The organism is Variovorax sp. GW821-FHT09D04 (genome assembly GCF_059416405.1).
The window spans coordinates 17,210-42,389 of sequence record NZ_JBWKPA010000005.1 but is presented as its reverse complement, the minus strand read 5'-3'; the positions used below and the strand labels follow the sequence as shown (position 1 = coordinate 42,389).

19 protein-coding genes are annotated in these 25,180 nt (G+C 66.1%); 9 read left to right on the top strand and 10 right to left on the bottom strand.

The features are described 5' to 3' along the window. Positions 1 to 35 precede the first annotated feature (35 nt). Both AC07O4_RS16800 and AC07O4_RS16795 read left to right on the top strand, forming a co-directional pair. Entirely contained in the window at positions 36 to 2,720 is a 2,685-nt protein-coding gene (locus tag AC07O4_RS16800; RefSeq protein ID WP_369632468.1) for a winged helix-turn-helix domain-containing protein, read from the top strand. Positions 2,721 to 2,829: 109 nt separating this feature from the next. Beyond that, positions 2,830 to 5,109: an acyl-CoA dehydrogenase family protein gene (locus AC07O4_RS16795; protein WP_495305165.1), complete on the top strand. Its 2,280-nt coding sequence runs from the start codon at positions 2,830 to 2,832 to the stop codon at positions 5,107 to 5,109. A gap of 719 nt (positions 5,110 to 5,828) precedes the next feature. On the opposite strand, the gene AC07O4_RS16790 is transcribed toward AC07O4_RS16795, so the two are convergent. Next, positions 5,829 to 6,920, bottom strand: coding sequence for a helix-turn-helix domain-containing protein (locus tag AC07O4_RS16790; protein ID WP_369632470.1), 1,092 nt, complete (start codon positions 6,918 to 6,920; stop codon positions 5,829 to 5,831). A 62-nt stretch (positions 6,921 to 6,982) separates the two neighbouring features. On the opposite strand from AC07O4_RS16790, the gene AC07O4_RS16785 reads away from it, so the two are divergent. From AC07O4_RS16785 to AC07O4_RS16755, 7 genes are all read left to right on the top strand, one after another. Continuing rightward, entirely contained in the window at positions 6,983 to 7,294 is a 312-nt protein-coding gene (locus AC07O4_RS16785) for a hypothetical protein (protein ID WP_369632471.1), read from the top strand. Between the two features lie 55 nt (positions 7,295 to 7,349). After that, positions 7,350 to 8,345: a Bug family tripartite tricarboxylate transporter substrate binding protein gene (locus tag AC07O4_RS16780; protein WP_495267538.1), complete on the top strand. Its 996-nt coding sequence runs from the start codon at positions 7,350 to 7,352 to the stop codon at positions 8,343 to 8,345. A 1-nt stretch (position 8,346) separates the two neighbouring features. Next, complete coding sequence (locus AC07O4_RS16775; RefSeq protein WP_369632473.1) at positions 8,347 to 9,786, top strand: N-acyl-D-amino-acid deacylase family protein; 1,440 nt, start codon at positions 8,347 to 8,349, stop codon at positions 9,784 to 9,786. Between the two features lie 37 nt (positions 9,787 to 9,823). Continuing rightward, a complete protein-coding gene (locus AC07O4_RS16770) occupies positions 9,824 to 10,993 on the top strand; it encodes a DSD1 family PLP-dependent enzyme (RefSeq protein WP_369632474.1) in 1,170 nt (389 codons plus the stop codon). 368 nt (positions 10,994 to 11,361) lie between these two features. Beyond that, positions 11,362 to 13,284 carry a putative Ig domain-containing protein gene (locus AC07O4_RS16765; protein ID WP_369632475.1) on the top strand — a complete coding sequence of 641 codons (1,923 nt, stop codon included), beginning with the start codon at positions 11,362 to 11,364 and terminating at the stop codon, positions 13,282 to 13,284. Between the two features lie 228 nt (positions 13,285 to 13,512). Next, the gene (locus AC07O4_RS16760) at positions 13,513 to 14,160 is read left to right on the top strand and encodes a DUF938 domain-containing protein (RefSeq protein WP_495305164.1); all 648 of its coding nucleotides are present in this window, start codon (positions 13,513 to 13,515) and stop codon (positions 14,158 to 14,160) included. A 105-nt stretch (positions 14,161 to 14,265) separates the two neighbouring features. After that, positions 14,266 to 14,823, top strand: coding sequence for a C40 family peptidase (locus tag AC07O4_RS16755; protein ID WP_062472146.1), 558 nt, complete (start codon positions 14,266 to 14,268; stop codon positions 14,821 to 14,823). Between the two features lie 22 nt (positions 14,824 to 14,845). Here AC07O4_RS16755 and AC07O4_RS16750 read toward each other — a convergent pair whose 3' ends face one another. From AC07O4_RS16750 to AC07O4_RS16710, 9 genes are all read right to left on the bottom strand, one after another. Further along, on the bottom strand, positions 14,846 to 16,138 hold the full coding sequence (locus AC07O4_RS16750) for an FAD-dependent oxidoreductase (protein WP_495305163.1): 1,293 nt from the start codon (positions 16,136 to 16,138) through the stop codon (positions 14,846 to 14,848). A 106-nt stretch (positions 16,139 to 16,244) separates the two neighbouring features. Next, positions 16,245 to 17,618 (bottom strand): DUF5666 domain-containing protein, encoded by a 1,374-nt coding sequence (locus AC07O4_RS16745; RefSeq protein ID WP_495305162.1) that lies wholly within the window; start codon positions 17,616 to 17,618, stop codon positions 16,245 to 16,247. Then, positions 17,615 to 18,463 carry a DUF6502 family protein gene (locus tag AC07O4_RS16740; RefSeq protein ID WP_495305161.1) on the bottom strand — a complete coding sequence of 283 codons (849 nt, stop codon included), beginning with the start codon at positions 18,461 to 18,463 and terminating at the stop codon, positions 17,615 to 17,617. The genes AC07O4_RS16745 and AC07O4_RS16740 overlap by 4 nt, the downstream gene beginning before the upstream one ends. 118 nt (positions 18,464 to 18,581) lie before the next feature. After that, on the bottom strand, positions 18,582 to 19,118 hold the full coding sequence (locus AC07O4_RS16735; RefSeq protein WP_495305160.1) for a GspH/FimT family pseudopilin: 537 nt from the start codon (positions 19,116 to 19,118) through the stop codon (positions 18,582 to 18,584). A 4-nt stretch (positions 19,119 to 19,122) separates the two neighbouring features. After that, positions 19,123 to 22,224 carry a pilus assembly protein gene (locus tag AC07O4_RS16730; RefSeq protein WP_495305159.1) on the bottom strand — a complete coding sequence of 1,034 codons (3,102 nt, stop codon included), beginning with the start codon at positions 22,222 to 22,224 and terminating at the stop codon, positions 19,123 to 19,125. Positions 22,225 to 22,250: 26 nt separating this feature from the next. Then, positions 22,251 to 22,868 carry a pilus assembly PilX family protein gene (locus tag AC07O4_RS16725; protein ID WP_495305158.1) on the bottom strand — a complete coding sequence of 206 codons (618 nt, stop codon included), beginning with the start codon at positions 22,866 to 22,868 and terminating at the stop codon, positions 22,251 to 22,253. After that, positions 22,865 to 23,995, bottom strand: a complete 1,131-nt coding sequence (locus AC07O4_RS16720; RefSeq protein WP_447741932.1) for a PilW family protein — start codon at positions 23,993 to 23,995, stop codon at positions 22,865 to 22,867. Before AC07O4_RS16720 ends, AC07O4_RS16725 begins: the two co-directional genes overlap by 4 nt. Further along, positions 23,992 to 24,537, bottom strand: coding sequence for a prepilin-type N-terminal cleavage/methylation domain-containing protein (locus AC07O4_RS16715; protein WP_495305157.1), 546 nt, complete (start codon positions 24,535 to 24,537; stop codon positions 23,992 to 23,994). Before AC07O4_RS16715 ends, AC07O4_RS16720 begins: the two co-directional genes overlap by 4 nt. A gap of 8 nt (positions 24,538 to 24,545) precedes the next feature. Next, positions 24,546 to 24,950: a type IV pilin protein gene (locus AC07O4_RS16710; RefSeq protein WP_495305156.1), complete on the bottom strand. Its 405-nt coding sequence runs from the start codon at positions 24,948 to 24,950 to the stop codon at positions 24,546 to 24,548. Between the last annotated feature and the right edge of the window lie 230 nt (positions 24,951 to 25,180).

The window sequence follows — 25,180 nt, the reverse complement described above, 5'->3', positions numbered from 1 at the left end:
GCTCCCTAAAATCCCTCGTGCAAGGAGCCCGCCTTTTGCCGCTCGACCACCTTCTCATTCCGACCAAGTTCGCGCCGCCGCGCATCAGCCCGCAATCGACCGCGCGGACCCGCCTGCTGGCGCGGCTTCGCGAAGCGCGCGACTGCCGGCTTGCGCTGGTGTGCGGCAGCGCGGGCTTCGGCAAGACAACGCTGCTGGCGCAGTGGCGCCAGGAACTGCTGAAAGCCGGCGAGCAGGTGTCGTGGCTCTCGCTGTCGCAGGAGGAGCAGCAATTTCCACAGTTCCGCGCCTACCTCCTGGGCGCGCTGCAGCAGGCCGGCTTGGCCGTTGAAGACAGCACCGCCCTGCCTTCCGAGGCACGCGCCGAGCTGCCAGTGGCGCAGACCGTCGCCACCATCGTCGATGCGGCCTGTCAGTCGAGCAAGGCCCTCTACCTCTTCATCGACGACTACCACCATGTCGACGACCCGCTGACGCATGCGTTGATACAGGGCCTGCTGGACCACTGTCCCGAGGAGATGCACCTGGTCCTCGCATCGCGCACCTCGCCGCCGCTTGCTGTGAGTCGCATGCGCCTCACCGGCGAGCTGAGCGAAATCGCCCTCGCAGACCTGCCATTCGATTTCCATGAGACGCAGGACTTTCTGGCCAAGCAGCTCGGCGAAGTTACGCCCGACGACGCGCGCCTGATCCACGACATCACTGACGGCTGGCCCCTGTGCGTGCAGATGATCTGCATCCGACTCAAGCGCGCGTCGGGCAACCGCGCGCTGCTATCACAACTGGTGCACCACCGCGGCGACCTGCAACGCTACCTGTCGGAGGACGTGGTGCGCGACCTGGCGCCCGAACTCGTTGACTTCATCGAGAAAATCTCGATCTGCCGGCGCTTCAATGCCGACCTGGTCCACTACGTCACGGAGAGCCCGCAGGCCCGGGCTCTGCTTGATCAGTTGGAGCGCGAAAACCTCTTGCTCCTACCCGTCGAGATCGACAGTCCCACGCCGTGGTATCGCCTGCATCCGCTGTTCGCCAGCTTCCTGCAGGAGCGCCTTTCAGCGCGCGATCCGCAGCAGGTGCGCGCGGCTCATGCGCGCGCGAGCCATTGGTTCGAGGCACACGGCTCGTTGATCGAGGCCCTGCGGCACGCCTACCACGCGGACGATCTCGAGGCCGCAGCTCGGCTGGTGGAGCGCGCTGACCTGCCGGTGCGCAGCATGAGCTTCATCAGCACGCTGCAACGCTGGATGAGTCAGCTCTCGGCCGAGGTGCTGATGGCCCACCCCCGGCTGCTCGTGCTCGGTTGCTGGGCGCTTGTCGCCACTTGCCGATGGAGAGATGCGCAGGCCTGGCTCGATCGGCTGCAGCAAGGTCAAGCAATGCTGGCCCCCGAGTTCGCCCTGCACGCACGCTACCTGCGCGCCAGTATCGCGCTTCAGCGCGATGACACCAGTGCCGCGTTGGCGCTGATCGCGCCTTCGGACTTCGATGCCTTGCAGGAACGGTTCCTGCGCCAGGCCCACCTAGCCATACTCAGCTTTGCGTATTGTGCGGAAGGCCGCTACGCCGACGCACGGAGCCTGCACCGCAACCTCGCACGCCTGTCGCGTGCAGAGTTGTTGGACGACATGGCGCTAGTGGCCGAGTCGACCTTGCTACTTAGCCATCTACTGGAGGGCTCCAACACGGAGGCGATCCGGATTGCCGGGCCGCTGGTTGTGCGCTCCGAGGACGCGCACGGCCGCCGCTCGGTGTCTGCCGTGAACTGCGCGGCTTTCGCCGCCGATGCGTACTACGAAGCTGATCGCCTCGCCGAGGCGCGCGACGTGCTCGCCCACCGCCTCGATCTGCTGCGCTTCTCGTCCCCGGAGCCGATGGTGCGCGCCCTCATCGCGCGTAACCGGCTGGCGGGCTTGCAACTGTCACCACTAGAAACGCTCCAGGGTCTGGCCGAAGACGAATCCCAATATCGCGACCAAGCGCTCGATCGCCCATTGGCGTATGTGCTGGCCGAGCAGGCGCGCCTACATCTGCGGCTTGGCCGCCAGGAGATCGCGCAGCAGATACAGGCCGAGCTCGATGCGCTGGCTGAACGCCATCGCGGCGCCGCGGGTTTCCTTGCCGAAATCGACGCCATTGCCGCGCTGGCGGCGGCGCGCCTCGCTCTAGCCGAAGGCCACGGGGACGCGGCATTGCCTGCGCTCGGGCGCCTGCGGCAGCACGGCGTCACGTTCGCCCGCCAAAAGAGCGTGGTGCTGGCCGACCTACTGTCAGGCTGCGCCTTCGATCAGATGGGGCGCGAGGCGGAATCGAGACACGGGCTGATGGTCGGCATTGAGGCCGCGCTGCGTCTGGGTCTGGTGCGCACCGTGTTGGACGAAGGCGAAGCCCTGCATGTTCTACTCAGGAAACTGGTGACGACGCTGGAGGCCGGCGACACCCGGGATTACCTCGCCGACCTGCTGCAGCGAGCCGACGCCGCGCGCACATCCCGACTACCCTTGCGAGAGGCTGCGGTGCAGGACCAAAACATGAAGCCGCGCGAGATCGAGATCCTGCAACTGCTCGGTCAATCGATGTCCAACAAGCGGATCGCGCTGACCCTGAATATCACGCTCGAAACCGTAAAGTGGAACCTGAAGAGCATCTTCGGCAAGCTTGGCGTCCCGAGCCGGTACGACGCGGTGATGGTGGCACGCAAGCGCGGACTGATCGACTGAGTCGTTTGCCGCAGGCTCCACTCGAAAAGAGGGGTGATCGCTTTTCTGGCGCACACCAGAATCTTCGTCGCAGTCCAGAGGTCGGACTGCTCCACACGAAAGATGTCGTATGGCAGAAGAAGAGCGCGCTGTGCCTGCCCCCGAAATGCTGCCGAGCGACGAAGAGCGGGAGATGTTGCGCGAAAGCCTGCGCCGTCTGCTTGAACGGCTCTGGCCCGCCGAGCGCGCCATAGCGCTGGCTGCCGACACGCAAGCGATTGCGTCGATCTGGCACGCACTGGCGGAACAGGGCGTGGCAAGCCTGGGCCGCGATCCGCTCGAAGGCGGTCTGCGCGAGATTACAGTGGCGCTGGAAGAACTAGGGCGTGCGGGCTGTCCCGCGCCGCTGGTCGGCGCCGTGCTTGTGAATATGGTGCTTTCGCCGCTGCGAAGCAGTTCGCAGGAAACGGATGATTTGCTGGACGCGCTCCATCGGGGCGACGCCACCATCGCCTTCGCACTAGGTAGCTTTGACGGCGATCCGTGCGCTGGCACGCTTCGGTGGAACAGTGATCGGTTGCAAGGGTGCGTGGACTTTGCCGAGGGCTGTGCGACAGCCACTCACGTGCTCGTGCTGGCCGACCAAGGTCCATTGCTGGTAGTTGTGCCGCGCGGTGCACCGGGTCTGGCCATCGAGGAAACGCCGGGTCTGGCGATCCCGCCCTTGGCTCGGCTGACCTTCGACTGCGTGGCCGCAGTCCCTTTGGCCATTTCGCAGCAACTGGCCGAGGATCTCCACCAGATCGCAGGGCTGGCCTTGCTGGCGCGCAGTCTAGGTGCTGCACAGCGCGGCTTCGACATGGCGGTCGAATATGCGAAGGAGCGCCGTCAGTTCGGCCAACCGATCGGCCGCTTCCAGGCACTTCAGCACAAGCTCGCGAACGCTCTGATGAGCCTGGAGGCTGCGAGGCTATTGCTGAACAACGCGGCCCGCAGCTACGACTTCGGCATGGACAACTGGCGTGTGCTCGGCGCGAGCGCGCGCGCTTTTGCCGGCCCTGCTCTGCGCCGGGTGGCGCTGGAGGTGCACCACACCTTCGGTGCCGTCGGCTACTCGGAAGAACATGAGGCACCTCGGCATTTCCGGCGAATTCATGCCGACCTGGCACGCCTGGGTGGGGTGCGCCGTGCCCGGGAGCAATTGGCCCAGGCGCTGCTCGACCAGGGGCAGGCACTTCCAGAACAGGATCTGGGGACTGCGGGCAATGCATTTCGCGTGGAAGTGCGCGACTGGCTGAAGGACAACTGGGTGCCCGAAAGCCGGGAAGACGAGATTGACCGACCGTACGAAGAATGGGGCTACGACACCAGGTTCACCGCATTGCTGGGCCGCAAAGGATGGAACAGTCTGAGTTGGCCCAGCGCCTACGGCGGCGAAGGCCGCACGCCCCGCGAGCAATTGGCTTTCATGGAAGAAATTCAGCGCGTCGGCGCGCCGATGGGTGGCCGTGGGGACATCCAGGCTCATGCCCTGATGTCGTTCGGCACGCCAGCGCAGAAGGCTGAGTTCCTTCCCAAGCTCGCTCGCGGGGAAATCACCTTCTGCCTAGGCTACAGCGAACCCGGCTCGGGCTCCGACCTCGCCTCGATGCAGACCACCGCCGAGCGCGACGGCGACGAATGGGTGATCAATGGACAGAAAATCTGGACCACGGCCGCAGAGAAAGCCGACTACATGTGGCTAGCGGCGCGCACCGATCGGACTGCGCAGCGGCCGCACGCCGGCATCAGCCTCTTCATCGTGCCAATGAAGACTCCGGGTCTCACGGTGCGCCCGTCGATGGCCATGTACGGGCACACTTTCTGCCAAGAATTCCTCGACAACGTGCGAGTATCTGCACATGCGCTTGTCGGTGAGGTCAACCAAGGTTGGACGATCCTCACCTCCGCATTGGCCACCGAGCGAATGATGATGGGCAGTTTCATCGCTAACGCGCGTGCCGAATTCGAATGCTTGGTCCGATGCGCGCGCGAGGTCGACGACAGCCTGCAATCAGGCCGTACCGATGGTGCCGTTCGTGATCGCATTGGAGCGCTCGCCGCCCAGGTCGAGGCCGGACGGCAGTTGTTCATGAACAGTATTGAAATGGCGGAGAAAGGCAAGGCCCCGATCCATGAAGCCGCCATGAGCAAGGCGTACACCGGCGAACTGATGGAGCAGTTGGGGCAAGTCTCGCTCGATATTCTGGGCGCTGCGGCGACGCTATCCAAGGGGGCGCATGGCGCGGTCGCCGCGGGCCGGTTCGAGCAACTGCTGCGTTTTTCGATCGTGACCGTGATCGGCGGTGGCACGGCGGAGATTCAGCGGAACTTGATCGCTCTGCATGGGTTGGGATTGCCGCGCTCCTGATCGGGGCTCGCTACTCTTGGGAAAAAAAAAGACCATTACGGATCTACCCGTCTTCCCCCCGAGCTGCACGCGGTTGAGAAAGCGACCACTTGATTGGGACCCCACCGAGGCAAGGTGTTTCTGAGAGAGAGAGAGAAAATTCGCCCTCATCTAGCTTTCATAAGAGAAGCGCACAGGCCGCCCACGGGCAAAGATGTGATCAATCCGAAACTTCATTCGGCGGCTCCCAAGAATGAGCGCTTACTAGCGGCCTATGCACTTTCCGTGAACTTCCGTTCCTGGTTGATAGTACCCGTCGAGCGAGGCCGAGGGATGCCGGCAGCCGCTGCATACCTGCCTCTCGCAGTGATGAACTATTGACCTGAGTGCAGCACGTTTTTACTGGTTGCTTTGCGCTCTCAACTTCCGATAACCGGGCGTTTATGTGCCTATCGTTATCGTCGGTTGGGCAATAGGCTCGTCGTTGGCGCGAAAGCGGTTTCTATCAGCGGTGCCCTGATGGGACAGGGCATGGTCCAACAGGCCGAAATACGGAGCGTCGCACGCGTTGGGCGGCTGCTTCAGACTGGTTGCTGCCGTTCGATGCGGCTGGCCAGAGGGGCACTATCGGCCAATAGCCGACTTTCATTACACCGTCCAGTTCGCTAGCACCTTCAAAGTCGGCGGGCAGCACATACCGGTCGAGGCCCGGGGTCGAGCTCGTCCCTCATGGAGGCAGCTCAAGCTTGAGACTGGCCTGCTTCGTTCAATTTCCAATGCGCGCGCGGCCCCCTGAAGGTGTAGCGTTCCCGGTAGCTACGCGGGCTGATGCCTGTCGCGCGCGCAAACATCCGGCAGAAGGCACTGGTGTCCGAATAGCCGCACTCATGAGCGATCTCCTCGACCGAACGCCAGGTGCCTTCGAGCCACATCTCGGCGCGCTGCACGCGCAGCTCCTGCAGGTACTTCAGAGGCGTCTTGCCGAGATGCTGGCGGAATATCCGGGAAAGGGTCCGCTCACTGACCGAGGCCGCCGCTGCCACTTCTGCCAGCGTCAATGCGCGCCCCGCGTTGGCCTGGATCCAGGTCTGCGCGCGATAGAGCGGCGTGTCTCGTGACTGTCCTAGCACTTCCTTGCTTGTCATGCTGGCCGACAGCGCCTGGCGCTCGGCGTTGAGCAGAACCTTTTCTGCGCAGGCATGCGCCAGATCGGCCAGCCCGGCGTAGGTGGTCAGGTGAAGCACCAGCGCATGCGTCAATGAAGGGGCTGCCGCGCAAACCATTCCGTGCTGCACCACGATCGGCTCACGCGCCTCGATCCTCACGTTCGGAAACTGGACCTCGAAGCCCGACTGGTAGAGCCACTGGATGGGCGCGAGCAGGAGCCGCCCCGACTGCGCGAGGAGCCAAATGCTGGTGCCGCAAGCGCCGATGAGATGGCCCGCGTCGAGGCGCTCGCGAACCTTCTCGACCAAGCCCGCGTTGCGGGACACCAACCGTCGCAGCGCCGGCATTGAGCGCATCTCGAGCGGCGGGAGAAGCATCACGCGTGGTCCTGGCCGGGGCTTGCGAGCGTACAGGCGCTCCTCGTCGTCGATGCACGCCTGCGCATGCCATTTGTGCGTACGGCCCCGCGCATCGACCAGGCGCCACGCCACGACCGGCTCGCGGCTGCGGGGGGCGCGCGTGCGCGCAAGTGCATTGAGTTCTCGAAGGACGTCGATCACCACCCACAGCGCGCCGGGAGCGCCGCCTTCGGCGAGCACAAGATCGAAATGAACCATAAAAATCTGGTTGGCTGGATCAGCACAGCAAATGGCGAGATTGAACATTGTCGCAGCGGATGCCCGAACCTACCATTCGCCGCACTGTTCAAGCCCAGGAGCCGTTCGCCGTGAATTCGTCCCAGATCAAGAAGTCGCGTGTCGCGTTCTTTTGCGACGCTGTCCTGGCCGGACATGCAGCCACAGCAGGATGTGTCTCCAAGCCAGCGAAGCTGCTCGTTCCGTATCCGGCGGGTGGTCTGTTGGAAGGCGCAGAAATCGGATCGCGCCCATCCGTTGGCCTGTACAAGATGCGGGCCATGGTCCCGATCCGAAATCACTCCGATGCCGCGCCCATCGCCGGAACCGGCAAAAGCTCCCTGGTCTGCGGCAATCACCCCGGTTTGCTGCTTCATCGAGCAGGTCTTCGCCGAAATGATTGATGAAGAGCATTTTCACGATCCATCCGACTACAGATACCAATCAAGGACTACGAGCATGGCACTCCCCCACACGAAGCGATTTCCCACGGCATTGGCAGCGCTCGTTCTGCTTGCTGCCGCAACAGCAGGCTCGGTCCATGCGGAGGGCGCACCATATCCTGCAAAACCTGTCCGCGTCGTGGTGCATTCTGGAGCGGGAGGGCCACCAGACCTCCTCATTCGTGTCGTGGTCCCCGAAATGGCACGTCGACTCGGACAGCCACTTTTCGTGGATAACAAACCTGGCGCAGCTGGAGCGATCGGCATCGGCGAGGTTGCACGTGCAGCACCCGACGGATACACCATTGGATTCGCCAACGCCACTACGCTGGCGATCAATCAGTCCCTTTACTCCAAGCTGCCCTACGACGCAGAGCGACAGCTAGCTCCGATTGGACTCATTGGCTTCGTGTCCAACGCTCTTGTCGTGAGATCCCGTAGCTCATTTCGCTCCATTGACGACCTGCTTAACTATGCAAAAAAGAACCCAGGCAAGCTGTCGATGGGGTCATCGGGCAATGGAGGAACGGGGCATCTGAGCGGAGAGCTCTTCAAGGCGAAGGCTGGGATCAGTATGTTGCATGTGCCCTACCGAGGAAGCGCAGCGGCGGTTCAGGACTTGGTGGGTGGAATGGTCGACCTGATGTTCGAGAACATTTCGATGGTTCTTCCCCAGATCCAATCAGGCCAGCTGCGTGCACTCGCGGTCACTTCCAAAGAAAGATCGCCACTGCTGCCAGCGGTCCCAACAGTGATGGAGGCTGGTCTGCCTAGCTATGAGATGGTTGCATGGGGTGGTCTGGTCGCACCGGCGGGCACTTCGCCAGACATCATCGCGACGCTCAATAGGGCACTCAATCAATCACTCGACGATCCAGTGGTGAAAAAGCGTCTTTCGGAACTGGGAACCGAGACGTCGACGGGCGAGCCCGAACGCCTATTTACTCTGGCGCGAAAAGAGCGGCCGATTTGGGCCGAGATCGTGAAATTTTCCAACGCAAAAATGGACTGATATGACGTTCGACTACATTTTCAAGGACGCGACCGTCATTGACGGCACAGGCGCACCGCGATACCGTGCGGATGTCGGTGTCGTCGCAGAGTTGATCGCGGAAATCGGAGACCTGAGCAAGGCAAGCGCCAAACAGGTCATCGATGCAAGTGGACAGGTTATCGCGCCAGGCTTCATTGACACCCATGCGCATGACGATGCCGCAATCTTCGATCGCTCGGAAATCTATCCGAAACTAGCGCAGGGCGTTACCACCATCATCAACGGCAACTGCGGTTGTTCTCTGGCCCCAATGGCATTGAGACCTGGTGAACGCCCTCCAACGCCTCTTGATCAGCTCAGTCGTGACGGCGTTCACTTCAGGACCTTTGCCGAGTATCTCGATGCGGTGAGCTTGTCGCGACCTGCCATCAACGGCGCGTTCCTGGTTGGGCACTCCACCTTGCGATTTCGGCACATGGCTGATCTGCAAAGGCCGGCGAACGAATCAGAAATCTCTGCCATGCAATTGGACTTGCATGAAGCCCTGGACGCCGGCGCACTGGGAATGTCCACCGGCGTTTTCTATGGACCGGCGCAAGCCACAACCACAGATGAACTCATCGCTGTGGGCCGCCCCCTTTCCGACAGGGGCGGACTGATTGCGATGCATGTTCGAAATGAGGCGGACCAGATCGAACCCGCTTTGCATGAAGCCTTTGCTGTCAGCAGCACGCTCCACGTTCCGTTGGTCGTCTCGCACCACAAACTGTTTGGAAAGGAAAATCACGGTCGATCGACGCATACGCTTGCCATGCTCAAAAAGCAGGCGCGCCTGTCGCCCGTTTGCTTCGACTGCTATCCCTATACGGCTTCATCGTCTACCTTGCTTCCTTCTCGCATCAAGGATTCGTCGCGCATTCAGATTACCTGGTCGAAGACTCACCCTGAGCACGCTGGCCGAGACCTCAAGGACATCGCTGAGGAAATGGGAGTCGATCAAGAGGAGGCGATGCGCCGCCTGGAACCCGGAGGTGCGGTCTACTTTGCACTGTCGGAAGATGACGTGCAGCGAATCCTTGCTTCGCCGAACGCGATGATCGGCTCCGATGGGGTGCCTTTTCAAGAGGTTCCGCATCCACGCATGTGGGGCACGTTTCCGCGGGTCTTGGGCCACTATTCACGAGACTTGCGCTTGTTTCCGCTGGAGGCGGCACTTCACAAGATGACCGGGTTGCCAGCGGAACGATTCGGGCTCGTCGGCCGAGGAAGGGTGGCAACGGGCTTCGCTGCGGACCTGACCGTTTTCGACGCGGAGCAGATTGCCGACATGGCCACGTTCGACACGCCCAAACAAGCCCCCAAGGGAATTTCCCATGTCATGGTCAACGGACGCATGGCCGTAGTGGGTGGCGAGGTCGTGGACTGGCATGCAGGCCAGGTGTTGCGTCGTGGCCAGTGAGCTTCGGATGCCATCTCGGTACAAAGTCAAGGCATCAATGAAACAACAGACTTCATTCTTCATCGACAACGTGATCGCGGATGCGGACAGGCCGTGGAATATCCCGCCGGCAGTACCAGGGATGCCGATTGCAGAAGTCGACACCCCGGCGTTGATTCTTGATCTTGATGCGCTCGAGTTCAACATGAACAAGGTTCATGAACGGCTGCACGCGGCGGGTCTTCGCGTCCGCCCGCATGGGAAGGCCCACAAGAGTGCCGATATCGCGAGATTGCAGATCGCGTCCGGCGCGATTGGAATCTGCTGCCAAAAGATCAGCGAAGCTGAGGCATTTGTGGCAGGCGGAGTCGCAGACGTATTGGTGACCAATCAGATTGTGGGGGCCATCAAAACCAGGCGCGCCGCACAACTGGCGAGGCGATGTGCGCTGTCTGTCTGTGTGGATCATCAAGTCCAGATCGATCAGTTGGCAGAAGCGACTCGGGACGCCGCATCAAGAATTGGCGTTCTGGTGGAGGTTGATATCGGGCACGGTCGATGCGGCGTTTCGTCGGTCAATGCAGTCGTCGAGCTGGCGAAGCTCATCACACGGCACTCTCCGCAGCTCTCATTTGCCGGTCTTCATGCTTTCAGGGGCTCAGCTCAACATTTGCGGACATATGAGGAGCGTGAGGCCGCGGTGGATCAGGCCGTGGCAATGCTGCGAGACGTTGTCGAAGCCTTGAGCCGGGAGGGCCTGGAATGCCCGACCATCACCGGCGGTGGAACCGGGACGTACGCCTTGGAAGCAGCTTCGGGTCTCTACACGGAAGTCCAACCGGGGTCCTATGTGCTCATGGATGCTGACTACGCTGAGAATATCCAAGGAGAAAACGATGACGTCCTGCGCCACGCACTCTTCGTGATGTGCTCCGTCATTAGTGCGCAGAGCCACCACGCGGTACTGGATGGTGGGTTGAAGGCATTTGCCATGGATCGTGGCGTACCCAAGATGGTCGACTGCGATTCGACTGTGCGATCAGTCTCTGATGAGCATGCTGTGATTGAACCTGGGGAGTCGCGGCAGCTGCCACGAATCGGGGAGAAGGTTCGTCTGATTCCAGGCCATTGCGATCCAACAGTCAATCTCCACGACTGGATCGTTGCTTTCCGCGGTTCCCATGTCAGCCACGTGTGGCCTGTCACGGCGAGAGGCGCAATGTTCTAGGGCGACGCTGAGTTTGCTGTCGCCGAGTGTCCCGCATGGCCCGCTGACGCGAGCACGCACGCTCTGGTCGCCGTGTGGACGTCGGCGCCAGCCAGGCTTCACCACCCGCACGCGACTCTTCCTTTAACTGACTCGGATGAGGAACACCGGCGCTTGTTGGGGACGCAGGCGGCTGTGCAGCGGCTGCTGACGTAGCGTCTTCTCGAAAGCAGACCTCAAGATGCCGGCCATCTACCTGTTTTCGGGTATTGCCCCTCGGTAGCGAGTTGCATAGGATCGCCGCCTTACAAAATGTAACCAGGGTGATCATGGGGAGCATTACTGCAAGGGCGCGATTGCTCCGCGCTCAATCCGTTTGGCTTTGGCTAATGGCCCTGTGGCTGGGCTGCCTCGTGGCCTTGTCCGGCTGCGGCGGCGGCTCGGGCGGCGCGAGCTTCGTCGGCTTCGGGCTCAACCTCACGCAGCCGCCCGCGGGCTTGAGCTATGCCATGACCTCCGCGGTCTACGAGGTCGGGCAGGCCATCGTGCCGAATCGGCCCACCGCCAGCGGCGGCGCCGTCGAGCGCTATGCCGTGGCGCCGCCGTTGCCGGCGGGCCTGGCGCTCGACGCGGGCACGGGCGTCATCAGCGGAGCGCCCACCGCCGTTGCCGCATCCGCCGTGTACGTGGTGACCGCCGAGAACGCGGGCGGCAGCGCGACGGCCCGCGTGCAGATCGAGGTGCGCAGCACGCCTGCCGCGCCGTCCGGGCTGACCTACCGTGAAAGCGCCGCGATCTACACCGTGGGCCAGGCCATCGCGGCCAACGCGCCCGCCAGCAGCGGCGGTCCGATCACCGGCTACAGCATCGCGCCGGCCTTGCCCGCGGGGCTGCTGCTCGACCCGCAGACCGGCGTGATCAGCGGAACACCCACCGCCGCCGCGGCGGACGCGGCCTACACCGTCACCGGCACCAACGCGGCCGGATCGGCCGAGGTCACGTTGCAGCTGGCAGTCCAGGCGCCGCTGGCGGCGCCTGCCAGCGTGGCGTATGCCACGCCGCGCGCGCTCTACGCCACGGCGCAAGTCATCGTTCCCAACACAGCGCTGGTGATCGGCGGCACGCCCTCGGCGTTCTCGGTGATGCCGGCGCTGCCCGGCGGCCTGAGCCTCAACGCGCTGACCGGTGCGATCACCGGCACGCCGGCGGCCATCCAACCGCTGACGACATACACGGTCACGGCCAGCAACAGCGCGGGCTCGGCGCAGGCGCAGGTGCGGATTGCGGTCACCGGAAGTGGCAGCTGGGTTTCGCAAGCGGTTCTGCCGACCGGACGTCACTACGCGCCGGTCGTGCGCCTGCAAAGCGGCAAAGCGCTGGTCATCGGCGGGTTCACGGCCTCCGGCGTGACCGCGTCGGTCCTCGTCTACGACCCGGCGGGCAACAGCTGGACCGCGGCCGCGCCCATGTTGACGCCTCGCTCCGACGGATCGGCGACCGTGCTGCCCGACGGACGCGTGCTGGTCGCCGGCGGCGACGGTGCGGGCATCTCCCCCGTTGCGGCCGCCGAAATCTACGACCCGGTCGCCGATACCTGGCAGCTCGCCGCGAGCATGGCCGAGGCGCGCACGCGGGCCACAAGCACACTGCTGCCCAATGGCAAGGTCCTTGTCATCGGTGGCTACAGCCGGATTCCCAGTTTGACCTTTTCGCAGACGGCCGAGCTGTATGACCCGGCTTTCAACACCTGGACCTCCATGGCCACGCCGTTGTCGTCCCCACGCGCTCAGCATGCCGCGCAGCTGCTGCCGGGCGGCAATGAAGTGCTGGTGATCGGCGGCGTCAACCGAAACGGGTTCGTGACCTCCGCCGAACGGTTCCCTGTCAACGACAACGGTGCCACCACGCCTGTTGCTGGCACCGTGCCCGCCGCCAACGTATACACCTCCGTGCTGCTGGCGGACGGCGACGTGCTTGCGATGGGCGATGGCAGCAGCACCGCGATGCGCTTCGACGTCGCCACGTCGGGCTGGACGGCGAGCGTTTTTTCCAGCACGCGCTCCCTTCCGACGATGACGACGCTGGCCGATGGCCGCGTGTTGCTCGCGGGCGGTACTGGCAGTGGCGGCGTTCGCCTGGCCACCGCAGAAATCTACAACCCCGACTTCGACGTCTGGACGTCGGCGAGTTCGATGTCCACCGGGCGCAGTGCCGCCTCCGCGGTCTTGCTCAGCGATGGCTCCGTCCTGGTTGTCGGCGGGTTCTCCAACCCTGCCGGCGAAGTCGACGCGGTGGAGCGCTTCCTGCCCTAGGCCTTGCCGTGTCACAAGCGAACGGCCGCTCTCCTGGCCTGCGAACGTCGGTTATCTGGCGATTTTGGGGAAGTGGTCGACCGTCCGGTTCTGGCCGATAGTGCCCATTCGCGCGGGGCCGAGGGATGTCGGCAATCGCTGCATTGCCGACATTGCGGAACTACGAAACGGATCTGAGCGATCTTGCTTTGATACCCTGTAAGTTGTACCTGCCCGAAGCTTCTCGTGATGCCCGACCTCCCTTTCAGCCCCGCCGCCGACCGCAACAAGCAACCCATCCTCGATGCCCTGACCCGCATCCTCGATGAGCGCGGCACCGCCTTGGAAATCGCCTCCGGCACCGGCCAACACGCCGCCTGGTTCGCCACTGCCATGCCTTCATGGACCTGGCAGCCCACCGACGCAGACGCCCGCTCGCTCCCCGCGATCGCCAGTCGCGTCGAGCAAGCCGCGCTGCCCAATCTGCGCCCGCCGCTGCTGCTCGACGTGATGGCGCCGCAGTGGCCGTCGCAAGGTCCCGCGTTCGCTCAAGAAGGCAAAGAAGAGGAAAAGTTCGACGCCATCTACTGCGCCAACATGCTGCACATCGCACCCTGGCCCACTTGCGCCGCGCTCATGGCCGGCGCCGCGCGGCATCTGCGTGCCGGCACCGGCGTGCTGATCACCTACGGGCCTTACTTCGAAGACGAAGCGCAGCACGGCCCCACGGCGCCGAGCAATCTGGCATTCGACGAAGACCTGCGCGCGCGCAATCCCGCGTGGGGCATTCGCCGGCTCGACGACGTGGTGGCAGAAGCGCGCCGTGTCGGCCTCGCATTGCGCGAGCGGCACGCGATGCCTGCGAACAACCTGCTGCTGGTCTTCGGCTTCAGTTGATGACGAGGACGGGCGAGGGCGTTGTCGCCCGCCAAGGGGCTCTGCATTGCGATCCGGCCCACTCGCGCTAGAGTCGGGCCACGTCCACAAGACCGGCCTGCGCCCATGCTCGACACACCATTGCCGACGCCTCCTCATTCCCCCGCATCGCTGTCGCTGCTGCAGCAGCGGCTCCTGTTCCGACTGATTCCCGCCGTCACCGCCTGCCTCCTGGCCATCGGCTGCGCGAGCCCGCCGCCGACACGCACGCCCGGCGGGTCGGTGCCCAGCAGCAACATCCCGCCGTTGACGTCGGAGCAGTCGAACAGCATCACGATCCATGCGCTGGGGCTGGTCGGCACGCCGTACCGCTATGGCGGCAACTCGCCCGAGGGCGGCTTCGATTGCAGCGGGCTCATCGGCTACGTGTACCGCCACAGCGTGGGGCAGGTGCCGCCGCGCACGGTGTCGCGCATGGCGGGCTTCGGCCGGCCGGTGCCGATGTCGGAGCTTCGCTCGGGCGACCTGGTGTTGTTCGGCTCGGCGTCGCCCACGCATGCGGGCATCTATGTGGGCGACGGGCGTTTCGTGCACGCGCCGTCCACGGGCGGCGAGGTGCGGCTCGACCGGCTCGATGGCGTGTACTGGTCGCGCCAGCCGACGCAGGCACGCCGGCCCGGCTGATCCGGCGAACCCGATTCGCGCGTTACGCGCGCGGCGACCGCACGTGTTCCGGCCGTACACCGATGCCCACGGCGCGCGCGGGCAGGGTGCGCAGCCACGGCCAGCGCCCCAGCAGGCGCAGGGGCCAGGGCATGGGGCGGGGTGCGGTCGATGCAGCCGCCCTGCGGCTGAGCACGGGCATCAGCACGCGGTCCTGCACGAGGCGCTGCGCGGCCTGCGTGACGCGCACGGGCCATTCGCGGCGGCGCTGCAGCTGGGGCAGCAGGTTGTCGATTTCCTTGTCGGTGGCGCTGCCGGCCAGCGACGCGGCCAGCAGGTTGGCGGCGGCCACGGCGTCCTGCACGGCGAGGTTGATGCCGACGCCGCCCACGGGCGACATGGCGTGCGCGGCGTCGCCGATGCACAGCAGGCCGGGGCACGACCATGATTCGAGCCGGTCGACGGTCACTTCGAGCAGTTTCACGGCCTCCCAGTCGGGCAAGGCCTCGGGCAGGCGCGTGGCGAAGAAGGGCGCGATGCGCGCGATCTCGGCATGGAAGGCGGCAATGCCGCGCGACTGCAGTTCGGCGCTGCCGCCCTTGCGGATGACGAAAGCGCATTGCCAGTAGTCGCCGCGGTTGAGCGTCACCAGGAGGTGGCCCGCGGCGATGTGGCCGCCGGTGGCTTCGGGGTCTCCGGGGAGCTTGGGAATGCGCATCCACAGCACGTCGATGGGCGCGCCGTAGCTGATGTGCGGCAGCGCCGCCGCATCGCGCAAGGTGGAGTGGCGGCCGTCGGCGGCCACGATGAGGGAGGCGTGCAACTCGATGTCCTTCGGGCCGCCGCTGTCGGGGCTGCGGGCGCCGACGCGCACTTTCACGCCGTTGACGCGGCCCTTGTCCTGCAGCAGGCCGACGGCCTCGGCGTCGGTCCACAGCTCGAAGCCGGGGTAGCGCCGCGCCTCGTCGCACATGAAGTCCAGGAACTCCCACTGCGGCATGAGCACCAGGAAACGGGCGTGCGTGGGCAGCCGCCTGAAGTCGGCAATGGTCACGCCGCGGCCCTCGTAGGTGCCGCGCAGCTCTTCGATGCGGTTGTGCGGGCGCTGCAGGAAGGCGTCGAGCAGGCCGAGTTCGTGCAGCACTTCGAGGGTGGAAGGGTGCACGGTGTCGCCCCGGAAGTCGCGCAGGAAGTCGAGGTGTTTCTCGAGCACGACGACGGGCACGCCCGCGCGCGCAAGCAGCAGGCCCAGCACCATGCCGGCCGGGCCGCCGCCGGCGATGCAGCAGCGGGGCGACGTGGTGGGAGCGGGCGCAGAGGTGGTGTGGGTGTCCATGGCTCCGATCGATCCGGTCGCGCCATGGGTGGCGTGGCCTGTGGGGTGCGCGGTGCGTGCACCCTGGGTGCATGCACTGCGCGGCCGGACCGCCGGGGCCCGGACCTCAGGGCAGCGTGAAGCTCACGCGTTGGGCGATGAGCACGCCGTCGACCACGCGGTCGCCGACGACGGTCACGCGCTTGCCGTTGCCCAGGTCGGTGGCGGTGCCGTTTTCGAAGATGGTACCGGAGCCGCTGGCATCCACGCGCTGGCCGCGCACGGTGAAGTCGGCGGCCGACACGTAGCCGCCGATGGCGCCGATGACGGTGAACGACACCGGACCGCCGGTGCCGGGCACGTGGCGGATGCGCAGTTTCTTGACCACGAGCACCTGGCCCGAGAGGAAACCGTCGACCTCGACCTTCACGCCGTTGCCGATGGAGCCGCTGGGCCCGCCGGTGATCTGTGCGTTGCGCGCGTCGATCTTGTTGCCGAGCACGCGGAAGTCGCCCAGCGCGGCGAAGTCGGTGACCACGCCCGCCAGCTGCAGCGCGATGCCGTCGGCCGAGGGAATGGCGTACCAGCCCTGCACCTGGGTGGCGGTGAAGCGGCCGGCGGCCGGTGCCGCCGTGCCGCGCACGCGCACGAGGGCGCCGTTGGCCAGGCTCGCGGCGTCGATGCCGGGGCCGAAGGCCGCGCCGCCGAAGTCGATGGTCAGCAGGCCGAGCGTGAACTGCTGGCCGCCGAGGTCGAGGTTCTGCACGGTGCCGGTCACCAGCGGGGCGGTGGTGGTGGGCGCCAGCTGCACGCGCGTGGCGCGCAGGATGCCCGGCGCGGCGGGCAGGCCCCAGACCTGCACCACGGCGGTGTCCACGAGGTCGGCGGCGCCCTTGGCGTCGCCCCAGACGGTGGCGTTGTCGGTGGTCACGCGGGCGCCCATCACGGTGAAGCTGCCGTCCTTCAGGTCGATGGCCGACACGGCGCCGCGCAGCTCGGCGGCCGAGACGACGGTGGCGGCGATGCCGCTGGTGAAGTTGGCGTCGACCTTGCCGGCGATGCGCGCGCTCATGCCGATCTGCAGCTCGGTGGTGTCCTCGAGGCTGAAGGTGGCGCTGTCGGTGTTGTAGCGCAGGCCGTTGAGGATCACGCTGCCCAGGCCGTCGGCCGCGCCGATGCCGGCGGCGTCGGCAGTCACGCCCGTGCCGCCGGAGCCCACGCCCGAGCCGTCGCCATTGGTGTTGCCGGCGGTGCTGTCGCCGCCGCCACCGGTGCTTCCGGTGCTGCCGTTGCCCGTGCCGCTGCCGGAGCCGGCGTCACCCGAGCCGCCGTCGCCGCCCCCACCGCCGTTACCGGTGGCCGTGGTGCCGGCGGTGCCGAAGCCCGGCGTGCCGCCACCTCCACCGCCACCGCCGCCTCCCCCGCAGGACAGAAGCAGGGCCATGGCGCCGGCCATCAGCAGGCCGCGCACGAGTCGCAAGGAGAGGGGAGGCGTGTTCATCGGGGGGACTCGTTGTGCTGGGGCGCTCCGGGGGCGGGCGCGCCTTCTTCGTCTTCGTAATACGTGTAGATGCCGACGCGGATGCGCGCCTTCGCGGAGGCCTTGGCCTCGGGGGGCACGCGGTCGACGGCTTCGGTCATCTCGCGGGCCAGTTCGTGGTGCAGGCCGGCCCAGCGTTCGCGCACGAGGCGTTCGATGGCCGTGCAGTCGGCCAGCGTGAGCCCGCGCGCGTACACGGCGCGCTCGAGCATGCGGGGCGTCTCGCCCAGGGTGTTGGAGACGGCGGCCAGCAGGTGGTCGCGGCCGTTGTCGCCCAGGAAGGCGAGCATCGACTGCAGGTCTTCGACCGGCACGAAGCCGTCGGCCGTGAGTTCGGCGGTGCCGTCGCTCTCGGCCACCATCTGCAGGCGCACCAGCTCGTCGAGGATGGTGCGGTGGTGCACGTTGCCCCGGCTGGCCAGGCGGGCCACGCGCTCGAACGACGGCCCGTCACCCTCGGTGACGACGGGCAGGCGGCGCAGGGAGTCGTCGTCGGTGGTCATCTGTAACCACAACGTAAAAGTCTTGGCAGCCGCTGACAGCTCGGTGTGGGGCAGCGGGTCGACGGTGGCGCGGACCTTGGCGGTGACGACCTTGCGGTTCAGCCCGGTGGTGACCGAAATCTGGCTGAGGTTGGGCTTGGTCACGCCCTGGGCGCGCCAGGTGCGCTGGGCTTCCTCGATGAGCAGGTCGCGCAGCAGGGCTTCGAGGTGCGGGTGCTTGACGCCCATGCCCAGCGCCAGCCGGACCACGGGCCTGAGGATGCGAGCGCAGGCGGCAAGGGCCCAGTCCAGCCGGTGTTCCATGAATGCGGGAGCGTTGTTCCTGGTGAAGGTCGTCAAGGCAAGAGAGGCGGGACCGGCGCCCGGGCTTGCCACAGGGCCCTATTGTCGTTCGTCCGGCGGACCCCCTCGGCCGGCCGGGTCAGGTCGCGGCGCAGGTGCCGCCGCTGGACCGGGTGACGGTGGTGCGCCCGGTGGCGCTGATGCTCACGGCGCGCGACTGGTCGGCGCTCGGGGTGGCGCGGCAGATGGTGATGCGGCTCTGGCCGGCGCCCAGGCCGGTGGCCTGGAACACGACGGCGCTGGCGCCGCCGGCCTCGCGCAGCCGGTAGCCGCTGGCGGCCGCGGGCTCGACTCGCAGCACCTGCGTGTCGCTGCGCACGATCCAGCCGGCTTCCCACTGCCCGTTGGTGCTGCAGCTGGTGCCGTTGGCCGAGGCGCACAGGGTGACGGGCGCGTTGCGCTTGATGGCCTCGCTGCGCGCCAGCTGGCTGCCGGCGACCAGCGCGGTGCTGTAGCTGCTCAGGCGGGTGGACAGCCGGATGCCGTCGAACGAGGGCACGGCAATGGCGATCAGCACCACCAGCACGGCCAGCGTGACCATCAGCTCGATGAGCGTGAAGCCGCGCGGCCGGGTGCGGGCCTGCCTGGGGTGGTGGTTGCGCATGCGCGGGTGCACGGCTTTACTTCTGGATGAACCAGTAGACCCGGCCCTTGGGCTGCTTGAAGGCGGCCTTGGGGGCGGTGCCCTTGGGGCTGAGGAAGGAATTGGGACTGGCGCCGATCACGACGTCGCGAATGCTGCCGTTGTCGAGCTCGACCCGGCCCACGACTGGCGTGGGCGCGAGGCCGCCGCCCACCACGTTCTGGAAGCGTCCGAGGGTGCTCTGGGCTGCGGCGTTGACGTAGGAGACGTTGTAGACCCGTGCGGTGCCCAGGTCGGCCTTGCACGTCAGCGTGTTGGGGACGGTGGGCGTGTGGGTGTTGAAGGTGGTGACGCCGTAGGCGGTCACCGAGCCGGTCACGACCTGCTCTCCGGCAGCGAGGGCGAGGTACCAGCCCTTCTTGGTCGCAAGGTCCGCGGACGTCGGGTCGTCGGTCGTGGTGATGGCCTGCAGCGAGGCATGGCACAGCAGCTCGTTGCTGGTGCCGGTGCCGCAGCGGGTGAGGACGGCCTCGCTGCTCAGCCAGTTGTCGTCGGTGGGCTTGTCCACCAGCATGTAGAAGCGATTGGCCACGCTGAGGGCCGAGGTGTAGCGGCGCAGCGGCTTCTCGCGGTCGCCCGAACCCAGCAGCACGACGTAGGAGCCGGTGTCCTCCAGCACGTCGGGGCCGAACATGAACTTGCGGTTGGGCGTGCAGGTGGTCACGGTGTCGCAGCCGAGCGAGGCGATCTTCTTGAATTCCCAGGCGGACGGTGCTGCGGTGCCGATCTTGATGCGGTAGACGTTGCCGCCCAGGTCGGCGGCGTAGGCGATCTTGGCGACACCGAGCGCGTCGGTGACCACCGTCACTTCGCCGACCACCGGGCGTTCCGTGGTGAACACCTTGCGTTGCGCGCCGGTATCGGCGTCGAGCACATAGATCCGGTTGCCCTTCACGCCGCTGCCGCAGGCCTGGGTGGCGCTGTTGGTGTCGGCGTCCTCACACTTGTCGTAGCCGCCGCCGAAGATCAGCAGCGGCGAGTTGCCCGATGCGTAACCGCTGGCCTTCAGCACCTTCGGTGCCGACCAGGTCTGGCCGATGCCTTCGAAGTCGCTGTCGCAGTCGGTGTCATTGGACTGGTTGGGGCAGCCGCGGCGCCATTTGAGAGAAGGCGCCGCTGGGTCGGACACGTCGAAGGCGTACATCTGCCGGCCACCGCGGCGCATGCTGGCAAACAGCCAGGCCGTGTTGCCCTGGCGGTAGGCGGACACCGCGCCGTCCATGCCGTAGGCCTTGGGGGCCACAGTGGTGCCGGTGGGCACGGGCATGCCGGGGAAATCGATGCGGACGTTGTTGTCGTACAGCCGCTTCAAGCTGCCATAGAACTCGGGCGGAACAAAAGACCACAGCTCGGCGCCTGCGGCAGCCGTGCCGATGGCTCTGCTGCGGTTGCCGTTGATGGCTCGCAGCGCGCCGTCGTTGCCGCCGTAGAACACCACCACCTGGGGCGCCGTGGCGGTTCCGTAGTCGATGGCGACCGGCCGTGAATGAACCACGTCGCCGTGCACGGAGGGACGCATGCCGCCGGTGGTGACCAGCGTGCCATCGGCCCGGGCCCTGTCATCGCCCTTGTTGTCGAGGCCACGCACCCAATCGATCAGCTTGTCGCGGTCGGCATCCACGGCGACGCCCAGGTCACCCTTGGTGATGGCGCTGTTGCCGGTGGAGAAGTTCGTGAGTGTGCTGCAGCCGGTTGCGGCGCAGGTTTTCATGTTGCGGCTGGCCACGGTCAGGCTGCGCAGCATGTAGCCCTGCGCACCTTTTTCCACCACATCGCCGTCGGGGCTGTCGGACAGCTTGTTCTGACCCAGGCAGCCGCCCGAGGGACGGTCCGCGGGCAGGAGGAAATCCCAGTAACTGCCCCCGCTCCCCTTCGCGGGTGTCCAGAAGCTCTGGGCGCAGGGGTCCACGAAACCGGTGTTGTTGTTGATCGCGTTGCCGTCGACGGCATCCTGCAGGAGAAGTTGGCCGCCGCTGTCCAGTCCCAGCTTGTATTGCTTGAGGTTGCCGTACCAGCGCGGGCGCGCGCTGCGATCGGGGCGGAACATGCCGACGAACACCTGGTTCAGGTAGGTGCCCTGCGTGTTCACGCTCACGGGCAGGCTCACCGAGGAAAAGACGCTGTTGACCGCCTGGATCTTGCTGAAGATCTTGGCGAGCGCATCGATGAGCGCAGTATTGAGATTGGTGCTGCCGGACAGGTCGAAGTACTCACCGTCGGACCTGTCGGCCATGCTCCGGAGCAACGCCGTCCAGCCTGGGCCTTGGCCGCCGGTCGCGCGGACGGCCTCGATGGTGTAGACCTTCACGCGCATGCTGTCCCTCAGGAAGCGTGCCCATTCGTCGGCGGGGTTGTCTTGCGAGCCGCTGACGCCCAGCACGATGGGGGTCGTGTCGCCACCGGCCGCGCGCAGGGCCTCGGTCGAGATCTGGATGTCGTTGGTGTTGTCCTGCGCCGCGCCGTTGCTGATGTAGATGATGAAGGTGCCGGTGCAGTTCTCGGTACTCGGCGGGATGTAGCGGGCGCCGTTGAACGAACTGAGCGCGTTGCCCGCCAGCGCATAGATCTGGTTGGACGCGGCGGTCCCGCGTGTATTGCCCAGATAGTCGGTCTTGAGCTTGTTGTTCCCGGCGATCGGCGCGCCGCCGGACAGGTAGCGGTAGACCTCCGCCATCGTCTTGCCGGCCTTGCCGCCGTTGGACTTGTCGGCGGTCTTGTCCAGGCTGGCGAGCATGCTGGTGTACGTGATCTTGGTGTCGCCGTCCAGCGTGCGCACGGCGGCGCGCACGTAGCCACCGTCCGAGTTGGAGTTGCCGCCACCGGTCTCCGTGAACATCATCAGGCCGATCTTGAACTGGTTGGGGTCAAGGCTCCTGAAGGCCGTCTTGAGCGCGTCGAGTTCGGCTTCGAAAGGCTGGTTCCAGTTGGCCGTGTTGTCCAGCACGAACAGCACGTTGGGCATCTGCCCGGCCGCCTGGTTGTATTCCACGAAGAGATCGATGTCCTCCGCCTGCGCAGCCTGCATCGGCAACGCGAGCATCGCGGCGGCCCACAGCGTGGTGAGTAGTTTCCTTGTCATGGCGGGGACCCGTTCATCGTCGTGGTTCAAGAGGCGGCCGGCGCGGGTTCGGCTGGCGCGACCGGCGGCGGCGCGCACAGCGCTTCGAACTGCGCCTTGTTGAGCAGCGCCCGCACGCCCTGGCGCACGGAGGTGGTGGTGCCAGTGGCGCCGGGGGTGGCGTCGGTCACGGTGGTGCTGATGTCCCACACGGCGTTGTACTGGTCGGGCAGGGCCGCGAGCCCCGAGCCGCTGCTGGACGCGCCGCCCGTGATGCCGCCCGGGCCCGTGCTGCCGCCGCCGCTGCTGTCGACGGCCTTGGTGGCGCGCACGCACACGGGTGGGGCGACGGTGACCGTGTAGTCGTTCACGCCGTCGTTGTTGATGTCGACCATGCTCACGGTGCCCTGCGGCGGCGCGAGCGACGGGGTGCCGTCGCTGCCGGGCACCAGCAGGCTGGCCGCGACCTCCTCGATCGCGCGGTTGGCGGCGGCCACGGCTTCGTTGCGGGTCTGCAGGTTGCCCACGGCCTTGAGGTTGGCGCCGCTGAGGTTGAAGGCGGCGGTGACCACGAGCGTGATCAGCAGCAGCATGATCATCCCGATGATCAGCGCGGCGCCGCGCTGGGTCTGGGTGGAGCGGCCGGCGTGCGCGCGTGGCTTCATGGCGTTTCCCTCCGGCCGGTGACGTTGGTCAGGCGCACGGTGGTCGCGAACGCGTGCCGCTTGTAGTGGTCGTTGAACGGCGCGAGCGTGGCGGCGCCCATCTGGTACCTGCGCGTGTCGGTGTGGCCCGGCGAGATGGTGGTGGCGCGTGCGAGCACATACAGCTTCACGGCCACCGCGTTGACCAGCTGGTCGGCGGTGCAGGTCGCACCGCAGTGCACGAAGGCGCCGTCGGGGCTGCCGTCGCCGCGGTTGGACGGGGTGGACTTGTTCGCCGGATCGGCCCACGCGATGGCCTGGGCGTAGTTGACGGCGGCGCCGGTCTTGCTCAGCGTGTCCAGGCCGAGCTCGACGCGAAAGCCCTCGACGCCTTCGATCAGCGCCGTGGGCGGTTGCTGCGCGAGCGTGCCGCCCACCAGGTCGAAGCGCGAGCGTGCCAGCGTGGGAATTCCGTCGTTTTCGGCCTCGGCGTAGTCGCGCACGTAGTAGATGTCGGCCACCAGCTTGCGCTTGGGCGAAGGGGTGGTGCAGTCCTTGAGGAACATCTGGTCGAAGGCGCCAGTCGAGAGGTCGAACGACGAGGGCTTTTGCGTGCCGCACAGCGACGACTGGAAGTACATCGCGCCGGCCACGTCGGCGTCGCAATGGGGCGTGCCGGGCAGGCAGGTTTCGGCATGGCGCACCACGAGGATGTCGGTGCCGGTCTTGTGGTGCGTCAGCAGGTCGGTGCAGGTGGCCGGCACGCTGCTGTAGACCTGCACGGGCAGGTCGAGCAGCTGGCGCTTGTAGTCCTCGGTCCAGTTCGCCGCCGAGTAGGCCAGGCACGGGTCGGGCACGTTGCCGGTGGGCACGTGCGTGGGCGCGGCGCTGACCGTGAGGTCGTCGAACTCGGGCATGTAGTTTTCCCAGAAGCCCGCGTGCGAGATCTCGTTCTCGAGCACGAAGATGCTCAGGCGCCCGGTTTCGATCTGGCGGTTGACGCGTTCCATCTCGCGCTGGGAGCCGCTCACGTTGAGGAACAGCGTGAGCAGCGCGGCCATCACGATGAGCATGATGGTGATGGCCACCATCAGCTCGATCAGCGTCAGCCCGCGCTGGGCGCGGCGTGCGGTGGGGCGCGGGTTCATGAGAGCGATCCGATGCGCACGAGCGTGGTCACGGTGCGGCGGCACAGGTCGTTGATGCACTTGGAGCCGGTGCCGCCGTCGTAGAGGTCCTTGCCGCAGGCCACGCCGGCCGGTGGCGCCGAGATCGGTCCCAGGCCCTGCCATGCGACCGTCACGAGGTACTCGTTGTTGCCCATGTCCTGCACGCAGCCGCGCCCGCCGATCACGGTGCCCAGCTTGTCGTTGCCCGAGAACTCGGCCGCGCCCTGCAGCGCGTTGCACCACTCCCTGGCGTCGATCTGCTGGCGCGTGCCGGTGCCGGTGGGGCAGGCATCGGTGCCACCCAGCGGTGCGCTGGTGGCGTAGCTGGCCGCCACGCGGCGGTTGATGGCGATGCGGTTGGCCATGTCGTTGAGCAGGATCAGCGCCTGCGAGCGCTGGTACGACTCCATCTCGGAGGCCTGCAGCCGGGCCTGCAGGCCGACAAGGCCGAACAGGCCGAAGGCCAGCACGAGCAGGGTGACCAGCACCTCGATCAGCGTGGCGCCGCGCTGGCGTTGCAAGGCGGGGCTCACCATTTGTTGGACGGCGTCTTCACGCCTTCGCTGGTGAGCCCGAGGTTGCCGTCGCTTTGCTGGCTGCCGATCGCGGTGAAGGTGATCGTGAAGGTGGGCGGGCCGGATTCCTGCAGCGCGACGTCGTAGCTGTAGTTGCTGCTGACTTCGGCGGGCAGGCTGTAGCCGCTGGCGGTCAGTGCCGTCTTGTCGGCGTAGCCGCGGTTGGCAATGAGGAACTGCTGCTGCCGGTTGGCGATGTCCATCATCTGCGCCTGGGCCGCCGAGCGCTTCGATCGCACGATGTACTGCCGGTAACTGGGCAGCGCGATCGACGCCAGGATGGCCACGATGACCACCGTGATCATGACCTCGATCAATGTGAAGCCGCCGCTTGTGCGCGCCTGCGAATGCTGGGTCATCGTGGACTCGTCAGAGATGTTTCACATTGTTAGTGAATGTGAATTTATCACATCTAATGTGAGCGCAACGGATTTGCGGCGCTTCCCGCGGCGGTCCGGCGGAGGCGATCCGGGCGTGGATAGGGGTTATCCATTAGGCAATTCCACCCGGCCAGCCCGCGCAGTCCGACGGATGCGGCCCGGCGGCGGGCGGGGAACACTCGCCCGGTTCATATCGAGGAGACATCCGC